The 12745-nt window shown below is 43.0% G+C and carries 12 protein-coding genes; 5 read left to right on the top strand and 7 right to left on the bottom strand.

Features of this window, described 5'->3' with window-relative positions; translation table 11 throughout:
- Nucleotides 1-75: 75 nt before the first annotated feature.
- From T538_RS0101775 to T538_RS0101745, 7 genes are all read right to left on the bottom strand, one after another.
- Nucleotides 76-261 carry a hypothetical protein gene (locus T538_RS0101775; RefSeq protein ID WP_031531776.1) on the bottom strand — a complete coding sequence of 62 codons (186 nt, stop codon included), beginning with the start codon at nt 259-261 and terminating at the stop codon, nt 76-78.
- A gap of 210 nt (nt 262-471) precedes the next feature.
- On the bottom strand, nt 472-1203 hold the full coding sequence (gene pflA, locus T538_RS0101770; RefSeq protein WP_031531775.1) for a pyruvate formate-lyase-activating protein: 732 nt from the start codon (nt 1201-1203) through the stop codon (nt 472-474).
- A gap of 4 nt (nt 1204-1207) precedes the next feature.
- Nucleotides 1208-2245: a PDDEXK nuclease domain-containing protein gene (locus T538_RS0101765; RefSeq protein ID WP_051655810.1), complete on the bottom strand. Its 1038-nt coding sequence runs from the start codon at nt 2243-2245 to the stop codon at nt 1208-1210.
- A 42-nt stretch (nt 2246-2287) separates the two neighbouring features.
- On the bottom strand, nt 2288-2860 hold the full coding sequence (locus tag T538_RS0101760) for a DUF6642 family protein (protein WP_031540745.1): 573 nt from the start codon (nt 2858-2860) through the stop codon (nt 2288-2290).
- 118 nt (nt 2861-2978) lie between these two features.
- The gene (gene pflB, locus T538_RS0101755; RefSeq protein WP_031531772.1) at nt 2979-5216 is read right to left on the bottom strand and encodes a formate C-acetyltransferase; all 2238 of its coding nucleotides are present in this window, start codon (nt 5214-5216) and stop codon (nt 2979-2981) included.
- Nucleotides 5217-5856: 640 nt separating this feature from the next.
- Nucleotides 5857-7227, bottom strand: a complete 1371-nt coding sequence (locus T538_RS0101750; protein WP_369794955.1) for an ammonium transporter — start codon at nt 7225-7227, stop codon at nt 5857-5859.
- Between the two features lie 84 nt (nt 7228-7311).
- Nucleotides 7312-7668, bottom strand: coding sequence for a P-II family nitrogen regulator (locus T538_RS0101745; protein WP_031531770.1), 357 nt, complete (start codon nt 7666-7668; stop codon nt 7312-7314).
- Between the two features lie 370 nt (nt 7669-8038).
- On the opposite strand from T538_RS0101745, the gene T538_RS0101740 reads away from it, so the two are divergent.
- The 5 genes from T538_RS0101740 (at nt 8039) to T538_RS0101715 (ending at nt 12524) form a co-directional block, all read left to right on the top strand.
- On the top strand, nt 8039-8587 hold the full coding sequence (locus T538_RS0101740; RefSeq protein WP_031531769.1) for a chromate transporter: 549 nt from the start codon (nt 8039-8041) through the stop codon (nt 8585-8587).
- Entirely contained in the window at nt 8584-9159 is a 576-nt protein-coding gene (locus T538_RS0101735) for a chromate transporter (RefSeq protein WP_031531768.1), read from the top strand. Before T538_RS0101740 ends, T538_RS0101735 begins: the two co-directional genes overlap by 4 nt.
- A 156-nt stretch (nt 9160-9315) precedes the next feature.
- Nucleotides 9316-10965, top strand: coding sequence for a WG repeat-containing protein (locus T538_RS16915; RefSeq protein ID WP_081836764.1), 1650 nt, complete (start codon nt 9316-9318; stop codon nt 10963-10965).
- Between the two features lie 19 nt (nt 10966-10984).
- Nucleotides 10985-11773 (top strand): hypothetical protein, encoded by a 789-nt coding sequence (locus T538_RS0101720; RefSeq protein ID WP_031531765.1) that lies wholly within the window; start codon nt 10985-10987, stop codon nt 11771-11773.
- A gap of 343 nt (nt 11774-12116) precedes the next feature.
- On the top strand, nt 12117-12524 hold the full coding sequence (locus tag T538_RS0101715; RefSeq protein WP_031531764.1) for a hypothetical protein: 408 nt from the start codon (nt 12117-12119) through the stop codon (nt 12522-12524).
- Nucleotides 12525-12745: the final 221 nt, after the last annotated feature.

The following is a 12745-nucleotide window of genomic DNA, read 5'->3' as shown; positions in this document are numbered from 1 at the left end:
GCATCTTTTACTATGTTTAAAAGATGCCCCTCTTTTTACCCTATACAATAAAACAGATAAAATAAGATTGCAATGTTAGTAATACAACTCCTGAAACATCTCAGGTCCAACCTCTTCCTCCTGATCTACAACCTGACTTCCGACACCAAAGTCTAACTCAACTGAACTGAGGTTATCCCCGCTCCTCAACTCGTCAAACACTACAATGTTTCCATTCTTGTCGGCTGTGTTCCAAACAGCGAAATAATTACGATTGTTCATAGCGCAAAAACATTTAAATTAAAAAAGGTTTCTTTAAATTTCTCGGTTTATATAATTCTAAAAAGTTCTTCTTTTTATTCTGTTGCAAATGTACATATATATTTCAACAATAACAAAAAAACATTCTTAAATTTTGTTAAAAATTCGCTATATTTTTCGCACTTATTGTTCATATTAACAAACAGTTAAGTACATTTTGCACACACGCGGCTAAACAATCACCTTGCAACTTAGGGTGCGGCGGAAAATCTCGGCTGCGCGCTTGGCTTTCTCGCCGTCGAGATCGTCGAGATTTTTGAGTTTGTAGTCGATGCCAAGATTCTCGTACTTGTATTTTCCCATGGTGTGATATGGCAGAATCTCCACCTGCTCAATAACCGGAAACTGCGCCAGATAGTCTGCCACGGCTTGCAGATGTTCGTCATCATCGTTTATTGTCGGAGTCACGACGTGGCGAATCCACACGGGCTTCCCTATCTCCTGAAGATAGTGCATGAAGCGGTCGTTGTTGGTGCGTTCGCATCCAGTAAGGCGCGGATGAAGGTTGTCATCAACGGTCTTTATGTCGAGCAGAACGAGGTTGGTATGCTGAAGCACGCGCTTCGCCTTGTCCGAAAAAACCACGCCAGATGTATCGAGCGCAGTATGCAAACCATTCTGCTGACAGAGTTCGAAGAATTCCGCCACGAAATCGGCCTGCATCAGCGGCTCGCCGCCTGTTGCCGTAACTCCGCCCGTGCGAATAAAATTCTTGTACTTCATCACTTCGTCGAGAAGTTGCTGGGGCGTCATCTTGTACTTCACCGGCGCGTTGATGTCCCATGTGTCGGGATTATGACAAAAGAGGCATCGCATCGGGCATCCCTGAAGAAAGACAAGGAAGCGGATGCCCGGTCCGTCTACTGTGCCAAATGATTCTAAAGAGTGGATATTAGCGAGCATATAATTAGAGATTATTTTTGTTTTGGTGTTGCAACATAAATATTTCCTTTTGTTTCTCGATTTCTGCACGTAATTGTTCTTCTGTTGGCAGATACAACTTGTATTTTGATGCAAAAATTTGCTCGTTACCTTTCAGAATAGAATAGCGGGCAATATCAGCATCTGTTTCGGAACAAAGCACAATGCCAATTGTCGGATTGTCTCCGTCAGTCCGTTTGAGTTCATCATACATACGCACATACATATCCATTTGCCCTACATCTTGATGGGTAATCTTGCCAACTTTCAAATCTACAAGGACATAGCATTTCAATACAACATTGTAAAAAACCAAGTCGATGAAATAATCCTGTGCGTCGGTACGAATCAGTTGTTGCCGTTTCATAAAAGCAAATCCGCGCCCCATCTCCATAATAAACTCTTGAATGTGTTCTATAATCGCAGATTCAAGATCTGATTCCGAGAAATGCACATCCTGTTTAAATCCCAAAAATTCGGCGACGATTGGACTTTTCATCAATTCATTGGCACAAACATCCTTGTCTACGGATTGAGATGGCAATGTCGGTTGCCGAAGATGCCGCTCATAGTATTGCGTGCTTATATTTCTGTCCAACGTCCTTACAGTCCACATTTCACGAGAGGCTGTTTCGAGATACCACCTTCTCGCAGTTTCGTCGTCAACGCGCAATGTTGTCAATATATGCGACCATTTTAGATTTTGCAAACATGTTTGCAAAATCTTCAAATCAGGAATTGTTATATAAAATTTCCGGAAATATGCCAAATATCTCTCACTATATCCGCTTCCATACTCGTAAGTAAGTTCTTTCGCGAGCATTTTTATAAGTTCCCTGCCATATTCCGCCCGTTGGTTACCGTTCTGTTCTTCTTCCACAATTCTTCGTCCTATATTCCAATAGGTGGTTATCATTGTAGAATTAACAGCAGCATACGCTGCGCTACGACCATTGTTGATGATATTTTTTATATCATCAACAATGGTTGAGGTGGTGGAATTTATGTCGTTAACGCTTATCATATTCAAATTGTATTTTGTTGTCGCAAATCCCCCAAAAGAACTTTATATGGTGTTTGTTCTAAAGCCCAATTCTTCTTGAAGCCCGCCATATCGATTGTTAAGATGCTGGATGATTGTTCTGATTTGTTGACTATTTTGATATTCTCGGATTAGAGCAATGTCAAAAATTGACGACAAAACAGTATCAACAGACTTAGTGTATCCAGACACCATCATTGCACCAGATTTCTCTTTGAAATCATCAATTACTGATTGTGAGCCTAAAAACGTTCTACAACTACTGAAATGCACAAATCGGTCTCGAAAAACATCCCCTCCGATTTCTTGCAATTCGTTTAGTGGCAAAAGATTTGCATCTCCTTCCAATTGAATGCCATGAGTCCAACCGTGAAAGTTGAAGTACATAAAGCCATATTTTCGCCTATAATCTGCCTTGTTGAACTGCCTTAAATAATACACCAATTCTTCACGTGTAGCAATTATGCGATAAATGTAGGGCATGCAAAAACATTTCTCCAAAAAGCGCATTAAAGGTTCAGAGGACAAATATCTTTTGTTATCTTTCTTTGTGTGTTCCCATTCTGTTTCCAAACAGATTATTCCGTTTCGTTCCATTTTGTTTGATTTTTGATGCTTTGTGAACAAAAGTAACAATTATCGTTAAAACAAACAAAAAATTACCGTCAATTTCTTTCACAAAATTGACGGTAATTATATTTAAATAAAACAATAATTACAAGCTCTTATTGATTGTACGGCTAAGTACATCAAGCTGCTGCTCGCGTGTAAGTTTGACGAAGTTTACGGCATAGCCTGAAACGCGGATTGTAAGTTGCGGATACTTCTCCGGATGCTCCATTGCATCGACAAGAAGTTCACGGTCGAATACATTCACGTTGAGGTGATGACCGCCGTCTGGAGTGAAGTATCCGTCGAGCAGGTTCACCAGATTGCCAACCTTTGTTGCATCGTCCTTGCCAAGAGTTGATGGCGAGATGGCGAATGTGTAAGAGATTCCGTCGTGCGCATGCTGGAACGGAAGTTTTGCAACAGATGCAAGAGCCGCAACCGCGCCCTTGGTATCGCGACCGTTCATTGGGTTTGCACCCGGAGCGAAAGGTACGCCAGATGGACGACCGTCAGGAGTTGCACCTGTGCGCTTTCCGTAAACCACGTTAGAAGTGATTGTAAGGATACTCTGCGTTGGAGTTGCGTGGCGGTATGTCTCGTGCTGACGCATATATTCCATGAACTTCTCTGTTACCATCAGAGCAAGTTTGTCGGTATTCTCGTCGTTGTTTCCGTAAGGAACGTATTCACCCTCGCGTTCAAAGTCTACGGCAATGCCGCGCTCGTCGCGGATAATCTTAACCTTTCCGAACTTAACGGCTGCAAGCGAGTCTGTTACGATTGAAAGGCCTGCGATACCTGTTGCCCGGGTTCGCTCTACATCGCCGTCGATAAGCGACATCTGATAAGCCTCGTAGTCGTACTTGTCGTGCATGTAGTGAATAATCTTCAGGGCGTTGACGTAAGTCTTTGCAAGCCAGCGCATCATATTCTCGAACTTAGACATAAGTTCTTCGTACTCAAGATATTCGTCTCTGATTGGCTCAAAGTCTGGACCTACCTGCTCGCCCGAAATCTCATCTCTACCACCGTTGATAGCGTAGAGCAAGCACTTTGCAAGATTTGCGCGCGCACCGAAGAACTGCATCTGCTTGCCAATCTTCATCGGAGAAACGCAGCAGGCAATTCCATAGTCATCGCCGTAGTCAGGACGCATAAGGTCGTCGTTCTCGTACTGGATTGCCGAAGTCTTGATAGACATCTTTGCGCAGTAGTTCTTCCAGTTCTCTGGAGCAGCGTTGAACCACAGAACGGTAAGGTTTGGCTCTGGAGCCGGACCAAGGTTCTCGAGAGTGTGCAAGAAACGGTAACTTGTCTTTGTCACAAGCGGACGACCGTCTACGCCAGCACCACCGAGCGACTCGGTTACCCAAACAGGGTCGCCAGAGAAAAGGTCGTTATATTCAGGTGTGCGAAGGAAACGCACGATTCTGAGTTTGATGATGAGCTGGTCAACAAGCTCCTGAGCCTCAGCCTCGGTGAGTCTGCCCTCCTTGATGTCGCGCTCGATGAAGATATCGAGGAACGTAGAGACACGGCCGAGCGACATTGCTGCGCCGTCTTGATCCTTAACCGCGCCAAGATATCCGAAGTAGACGAATTGAACGGCCTCGCGAGCATTCTGCGCAGGGCGAGTTACATCGAAACCATAGTTGGCACACATCTTCACGAAATCCTTCAGGGCTGCAATCTGCTCCGATGTCTCCTCGCGCTTCTGGATGCACTCCTCTGTCATTTCCTGAATGTCGAGACGATCAAGGTAACGCTTGCGCTCATCTATCAGATTATCAACTCCGTAGAGAGCAATACGACGATAGTCACCGATGATTCGGCCACGACCATAGGCATCAGGAAGACCAGTGATAATGTGTGAGTGACGAGCGGCGCGGATGTCGCGTGTGTAGGCAGAGAAAACGCCTTCGTTGTGAGTTTTGCGGTACTTTGTGTAGATTGTCTTAGTTTCAGGGTCGAGTTTGTAGCCGTAAGAGTCGAGTGCCTGCTCTACCATTCGGATACCACCCTTTGGAAAGATTCCGCGCTTGAGCGGAGCGTCGGTCTGAAGACCTACGATAACCTCGTTCTCCTTGTCGATGTAGCCGGCACCATAGGTTGTAAGGCTCTGCGGATATTTCTGCTCGGCATCGTAGACGCCTTTCTCGCGCTCAACCTTAAACATCTCCGACAACTTGTTCCACACGGCAGTAGTCTTTGCCGTAGGACCAACCAGAAACGACTCATCGCCATAATACGGTGTGTAGTTGTGCTGAATGAAATCCCGCACATTAATTTCTCGTTTCCAGATGTAACCATCGAAACTTTCGATACAATTAGATAACTTCATATAAATAAACTTTTGGCATTTAACTTTGGAACTTTTCTCTTTTCAGAAAAGCACCGCAAAACTAATTAAAAATATGTTATAAAACAACTTTTCGGGGTGGTTATTTTTCACAATCCCGAAACTTGGGGGTGATTTTCAGCATAAAAATTTTGCGTGTGCCAGCACAAGAAAAATACGTATGTACGGGATAAGTCAATAGTCAGTTGGGAAACTTCTTCAGTCCTTCGGGATGCATTCGGGATTCGTTCGGGATTTCTGCAACATATACCTAACATATATCTAACATATATCTAACATATACCTTGCGTATACCTTCTCTCTACCTTCCTTCTATCTACCTTCTTCCTACCTTCTTCCTACCTTCTTCCTACCTTTTATTTTTTTCGTATATACCAAACGGACAATTTCTAGCAAAATTGTCCGTTATATATTCTAAGTTATCAATTATGAATTATGAATTCTGAATTTTGAATTATTAATCCCCCTTTTCAAGTTTCAAATTTCAAGTTCACAGAAAGCGTCTTTCCTTAAAATCAGATTGAGCAAAACGAAAAAAGGCAAGACTTGCGTCCTGCCTTTTCCATGTCTTCTTCATAGTTACGATACATCATTCACTTTTTTGTTATACCTCTCTTACATTTTAGTTATAAGCTTCCTCTCCATGCTCATAAATATCAAGTCCCTCATCTTCAATCCTCTTATCTACTCTCAAACCATGAATCTTCTTTATACTGTAGAACAATATCACGCCTGTCAAAACTGTCCATGCTCCAACTGCAACAAGTCCGCAGAGCTCTGCACCAAGAAGTGATGTTCCGCCACCGTAGAACAAGCCCGGTGCTACTCCGTTTGCTCCTGTTGAGAAGAGTCCGACGCACAATGTTCCGAGGAATCCAGAAACGCCGTGTACTGATACTGCACCAACTGGGTCGTCTATCTTAAGTTTTGTATCGATGAACTCGACTGCAAGAACCATTGCAACGCCGCTTACAAGACCGATTACTGCTGCACCCCACTCGTTTACGCAGTCGCAACCTGCTGTGATGCCGACCAAACCAGCCAAGATACCGTTACATGCAAGTGAAAGCGATGGCTTTCCGTACTTAACCCAGCTGAGAGCGATTGTTGCAAGTCCGCCCATTGCTGCTGCAAGGTTTGTGTTTACGAATACGAGCGAAATCTCAAAGCGGTTAACCTCGCCTGTTGCTGCAAGCTGTGAGCCCGGGTTGAATCCGAACCAGCCGAACCACAGAATCCAAACACCAAGTGCTGCGTATGTAAGGTTGTGTCCCGGAATGGCACGGCTTCTGCCGTCGGCTGTGTACTTTCCGCGTCGTGCGCCAAGGAAGGCTGCGCCAACAAGTCCCAAGAGTCCGCCAACGTAGTGAACGATTGTTGAGCCTGCAAAGTCGTGGAACGCTGCCCCGAAGGTGCTCATCATAAATCCGTCGGCAGCATCATTGCAGAGCCATCCGCCACCCCAAGTCCAGTGTCCTTCTACCGGATAGATTATCAGCGAGATAAAGAACGAATATACAAGATACATCGAGAACTTTGTTCTCTCAGCCATACAACCCGAAACGATGGTGGCTGCTGTGGCACAGAAAACGGTCTGGAAAATCAGGAAGCCCTCAACAGGCAGTCCGTCGTCAGATTTCCAGAAATCAAGGCTGCCGAAGTTTGGCATTCCTACAAAATCACCGCTTCCGTGCATCAATCCAAAACCCACAAACCAGAAAACTATTGTACCTATTATAAAATCGCAGAAGTTTTTCATCAGGATGTTAGCCGTGTTCTTTGAACGTGTAAATCCGGCCTCGCACAAGGCAAATCCCGGCTGCATGAAGAATACGAGCATTGCCGCAACCAGCATCCACACGGTGTTGATAGATACGCTGTTGTCTTCGGCAAGTGTTGCTGCTGCAGCTACTTCGTCGGCATGAGCCATTGTGCATGATGCTATCGCCGCAACCACGGCAAGCATCTTTCTATATTTCATAAATATTTTCATAATGTCAGTGTTTTTATTTTGTGTATGTGTTGTAAAAAATCTGTCGGGCATCAGCCCCTTTCGGTAATTGGGCAGGAATCGTTTTTATTTCTCCTGCTCGGCATTATATAGAGCAATATCTCCTCGTTCGCCTGTTCTGATTCTGATGGCATCCTCGATTGGGATTACGAAGATTCTGCCGTCGCCAATCTCGCCTGTCATTGCGGCGTCTTCAATTGCCTTGATTGTCTTCTCTATGTTCTTGTCGCGTACAACCACGCTGACCAAAACTCGCTCGATGCAGCTTGTATCGTAACAAACTCCGCGATAGATGCGTGCCTGACGCATCTTACCCTCGCCTCGAACATCGTAGTAAGAAAACCATTCGATGTCGGCAGCCAACAAAGCCTCTTTCACGTCTTCGAACTTTGTCTTCCTGATAATTGCTTCAATTTTTCTCATACTTGAATTACATTATGGTTTGTTTTTTCTTTAAAAGAATATCTTTTTATTTTTCTTTTGCAAAGATACACAACATTTAGATAGATAAAATATATTTTTATGATTATATTTGTCAAATCCCACTCTTAATTATTATCTGATAGATAATTCTTATTTACAATTACATTTTATCACTATTTACCATATTTTTGATTACATTTTTCAAGCATTAAGATTTTCAACCTTTCAAAAAGCGCACAAAAGTGCAAAAATCAGCAATAACAAAACGTTTTTAAATCATCGGAAATAGCAACACAAACGAAATACACGGTAAACAAAAAAGTTGTATTTTTGCAGAGCATTACATTACGCATTATTATAAGGTATAAAAATGGGAGTAAACACAACATTATTTTTTACATTCCTTAAGATTGGAACCACAACCATTGGCGGAGGCTATGCTATGATTCCGATGATGGAAAGAGAAATTGTAGACAAGTACAAATGGCTGGAAAGGGGCGAGTTTATGGATATCATGGCTGTGTCGCAGGCAACTCCGGGAATCTTCGCAGCCAACATGGCAAGTCATATAGGCTACAAGCTAACTGGCATAAAGGGGGGAATAATCGCGCTGCTTGGCAACCTTCTGCCGTCTATCGTGTGCATTCTGCTGATAGTATTCTTCTTTCAGCATTTCAAAGACAACCACATTGTTCAATGTATCTTTATGGGACTGCGCCCTGTCGTTGTAGCCCTTATTGCATCGCCGGTGTTCAAGATGATGCAGACGGCAAAGATATCGTGGCACAACGCATGGATTCCTGTTCTGTCGGCTATGCTGATATGGCTTTTGGGCGTGTCGCCAATCTACATCATAATCGTTGCTGCCGTGGGCGGATATCTCTACGGAATTTATAACAACAAAAAAGAAGTAAAATGATTTTTCTGAAACTGTTTCTCATATTCAGCAAGATAGGCATATTCAACTTCGGAGGCGGATATGCCATGATTTCGCTCATCCAGAACGAGGTGGTAACCAAGGAGCATTGGATGACTCCGCAGGAGTTTACCGACATGATTGCCGTGAGCCAGATGACGCCCGGCCCTATTGGAATAAACGCCGCCACATACGCCGGATTCACCGCCGTGCAGAATGCAGGATACTCATACGAATGGTGCATCGTGGGGTCGGTGCTCGCATCGCTGTCGGTAGTATGGCTTCCGTTCACTCTGATGCTGATGATTAGCCATTACCTTATAAAGAATAAGGAAAGTTACGTTGTGAAGTCGGTTTTCGGCGGATTGCGTCCTGCCATCGTCGGACTGATTGCGGCTGCAGCCCTCGTGCTGATGACGGAGGAGAACTTCGGCAACCCAAAGACCGACCTATACCAGTTTGTGGTGAGCGTTGTGCTGTTTGTCGCCGCCTTCATCGCCACACGCTTCTTCAAGACAAACATTCTGATTGTTCTGGCAGCCGGCGCACTTGCCGGAATCATCTGCTATTACTAAAAAAGAACATCAGAACTGCTTTTTAACAACAAAGATACAACCAATCACAAAGATTTGTTGTATCTTTGTTTGTGTTTTGTAAGCGATGAACCTTACCGTCATCGAACAAACTTTTACAACTCATACCACAAAAACGTTATTTTTAGTACAATAGACATGAGAATTAAACTGCTATTCATCTGTATGTTAGTCCTATCGGTTAATCTGTCGGCTCAAGACAGCAACAAATACCGCGTCCTTATCCCAGCCAAGATAAATGGCAAATGCGGAATGATTAACGAAACTGGGAAATGGATTATTCAGCCTAAGTATGATGACGTGACTAACTTCTCGGACATCGGGCAGACAATCGTAAAACAGAACGATAAATACGGCATAATAAACGAATCTGGAAAAATAATAATAAAGCCAAAATACGAAACAGTATTCCATTTCTCGGAAAACGGATTGGCATGCATTAAACGAAAGGGGAAATGGGGCTACATCAACATGGCTGGCAAGATGGCGATAAAAGCCAAGTACGACGAAGCTGAATATTACTTCCAGAATAACGGTCTGGCATGTGTTTGCCGGAAAGGGAAATACGGTTGCATAAACAAGCATGGCAAAACCATTATCAAACCAAAATATGATGATTTATTCTCTTTCTCGGAAGCAGGACTGGCACGCATCGAACTAAACGGCAAGTGCGGAATAATTGACACTACAGGCAAAGTGATTGTAGAACCGATATACGATTACATAAATCAATTTGAAGAGAACGGATTGGCGAGGGCAACGCTAAATTCAAAGACATGCCACATTGATAAAAACGGGAAAATATTCAACTTTACGTCTGTCGGAAAATTCGAAAATGATTTAGCCGTTGTTGAATCCGACAACAAATATGGCATCATCGACACAACATACCAATTTGTAATAAAACCCCAATTTGACTATTCAAGGAATTTTGCCGAAAACAATCTGGCTGCCGTTGCCATAAACGGGAAATGGGGCTACATAGACAAAGCCGGCAATACGGTTATAAAACCACAATTCGAATATGCCTTAAACTTCAGCAAGAATGGCATGGCTATAGTAAAACTAAACGGCAAGCACAGCTACATAGACGAAAAAGGAAAAATGCTTGCCGAAGCCTCTTTTGACGAAGTTTACGATTTCGACGAAAAAGGATTGGCTAAAATAAGACAGGACAACAAGTTCGGCTTCATCGACACTTCGGGCAAAATGCTTACAGAAGCCATTTTCGACAAAGCCGACAACTTCGAAGAAAACGGTTGGGCAATGGTCACCATTAACGGAAAAACGGGTTGCATCGACAGAACTGGCAAATTCGCAATCGAACCTAAATTCGAGGATGTAACAATACACAAAAACGCAATATTTGCCAAGCAAAACGGCAAATGGGGAATCATTGACAAAAACAGCAACTTCACCACAGAGCCTCAATTCGACCAAATAGACAGTTATTCAGACAAAAACATCGTATTTATTGAAACAGACAACAAATGGGGAATTGTTGACAGTACAGGAAGGGTGCTCGTCAAACCTATGTTTGCACGACATGGCATTTTTAAAGAAAACGGTCTGGCAGAAGTCAGACTTAACGGTAAATCCGGTTGCATCGACCGAACTGGCAAATTCGTCATCGAACCTAAATTCGAGGATGTAACAATACACAAAAACGTTATCTTCGCCAAGCAAAACGGCAAATGGGGAATCATTGACATGGACAGTAATTTTATTACCGAGCCTCAATTCGACAATGTGATTTACGTCAGTCATGATGATTTTATTTATTATTAACAGAATAGTAACACAAAAAATGAAAGCACTCTTTTACATCTTAACAATCGCAATGCTGTTGCAAGCAACTTCGTGTTCAAGAAGCAAACGCATCGCACCTCAGGCGCATAGCAATACAGAAAAGCCAGAAACAATATGCGATGCCGAATCAATCTACATAACAACAGACACAATCGGCAACGCATCCACCACATCTTCCAACAAACTGATGAGGAAAGTCACCGGAGTAGAAATCGAAAGAATAACAAAAGAAGAATACGAAGAAGCCGCCCGTCATCCTCTTAAACAGCCCGAACCGCTACAGAACACCGCATTCGTGAAACGGTTGGCAAGAGAGTTTTACAAGGAGGACTCGCTTCGGAAAATTTACGATGTCCATAAACAAAACGGAATATTCTTCACCGTAGGTTGCGATGACTTAAAAATAGACAAAGCCCACAGAATAATAACCGACGAAGGCGACTCACTCTACATTCTGCACATTCCAATGCCGATGGAAAGCCGAAGCTACCTTTACAACTCAAAGGCTCAGCGCATAAGCCAAGACATGTTTAATTCCTACAATTTTGACGGCACACTTTGCGCGGCTTCCGAAGAATTCGACTCCGACGAATTTGTGTGGTTTCGCTTCTATCGCCTGTCAACATCAGGCGCAACGCTATGTGCCGAGATTGCTTCGACTTTCACTTATTGCGTTTCTGGCTGCTATTTCTTCAGCCAAAATCACGACTTCTATTTTATGATGTGCAAGAAATGGGATGGACCGAATTTGTTCTACAAAGCCAAGACTTCAGAATTAAAGGAATGAAGAAAGCACTTGCCATACTTTCATTTTTACTGCTGAGCCGCTTTGCGCAAAGACTAACTATGCCACACTTAGAATCAAAGAAAAGGTATGCCTTGTCTACAACATCAGGACAAGACACACATTCAGGAGAGATTTTACCATAGCCGATATTCTTTGGCTTAAACCGCAAGACATTGCACGGTTCGACAGCCTTATAGCACCGGCGTTGCATTCCCTGCCGACTCACTAAGCGAATATCACTTATTCGATAAAATAAAGCTAATATCCACTAAACTTTGGCGTTTTTTGTATAACTTTGCAATATTCTCATGAATTAGGCAAAAACGTATTTAGCATAAAAAAGATGATAGATTTCTATTTGATGACAAACTATGTTATTTTCAATTTCTTAAGAAATACTTCTCACGGTTCTTACGACAGAGATTACATTATTTGCAATGCCATCGGTCTGCGTTCATTTCTCTCACTTCTGACTTTTTTTGTTATCGAGACATTATTTATGAACCTCTTCTTACCCCAAAAAGAAAATCTTCTCTTTATAATATATATTGCCACAGGTGTTATGTTGTTTGTAATAAGCATCTTTACTGATATAATAGCCCAAAGAAAATTCACAGAGTTCGATTGCGCCATGAGCACTAAAGATATGAGGGAAAAGTTCATAATGGCAACAATCTACAATTACAGCATTTTAATCTTCGATATTGTCGGAATGTTCTTATTCGTAGACCCTAAAAACCGCATAATCTAACGCTGCGCATGATTATCTGTATATTACGCCAACAGCTGAAGATAAAACGGCTCAGCCAAACAACGTCGGTCGTAACGTCCTGCGAAAAATGAGTGTGCAATTTGCCTTCGGAAGCATTTGTTTTTTCATTAGTTCACTACCTTCCTTGGACGTACCTTGGACGTACCTTGGACGTACCTTGGACGTACCTTGGACGTACCTTGGACGTACCTTGGACGTAC

Origin of the sequence: Bacteroides sp. Ga6A2, from assembly GCF_000702225.1 — a bacterium.
Classification (GTDB): domain Bacteria; phylum Bacteroidota; class Bacteroidia; order Bacteroidales; family Bacteroidaceae; genus Ga6A1.
Note: the sequence above shows the minus strand (reverse complement) of the source record. Positions and strands in the feature narration are given on the sequence as shown.

Coding starts and splice junctions, on each gene's coding strand:
- T538_RS0101775 (WP_031531776.1), bottom strand. CDS start 261: ATGAACAATCGTAATTATTTCGCTGTTTGGAACACAGCCGACAAGAAT.
- T538_RS0101745 (WP_031531770.1), bottom strand. CDS start 7,668: ATGAGAAAAATTGAAGCAATTATCAGGAAGACAAAGTTCGAAGACGTG.
- T538_RS0101765 (WP_051655810.1), bottom strand. CDS start 2,245: ATGATAAGCGTTAACGACATAAATTCCACCACCTCAACCATTGTTGAT.
- T538_RS0101750 (WP_369794955.1), bottom strand. CDS start 7,227: ATGAAAATATTTATGAAATATAGAAAGATGCTTGCCGTGGTTGCGGCG.
- T538_RS16915 (WP_081836764.1), top strand. CDS start 9,316: ATGAGAATTAAACTGCTATTCATCTGTATGTTAGTCCTATCGGTTAAT.
- T538_RS0101760 (WP_031540745.1), bottom strand. CDS start 2,860: ATGGAACGAAACGGAATAATCTGTTTGGAAACAGAATGGGAACACACA.
- T538_RS0101740 (WP_031531769.1), top strand. CDS start 8,039: ATGGGAGTAAACACAACATTATTTTTTACATTCCTTAAGATTGGAACC.
- pflA (WP_031531775.1), bottom strand. CDS start 1,203: ATGCTCGCTAATATCCACTCTTTAGAATCATTTGGCACAGTAGACGGA.
- T538_RS0101720 (WP_031531765.1), top strand. CDS start 10,985: ATGAAAGCACTCTTTTACATCTTAACAATCGCAATGCTGTTGCAAGCA.
- T538_RS0101735 (WP_031531768.1), top strand. CDS start 8,584: ATGATTTTTCTGAAACTGTTTCTCATATTCAGCAAGATAGGCATATTC.
- pflB (WP_031531772.1), bottom strand. CDS start 5,216: ATGAAGTTATCTAATTGTATCGAAAGTTTCGATGGTTACATCTGGAAA.
- T538_RS0101715 (WP_031531764.1), top strand. CDS start 12,117: ATGATAGATTTCTATTTGATGACAAACTATGTTATTTTCAATTTCTTA.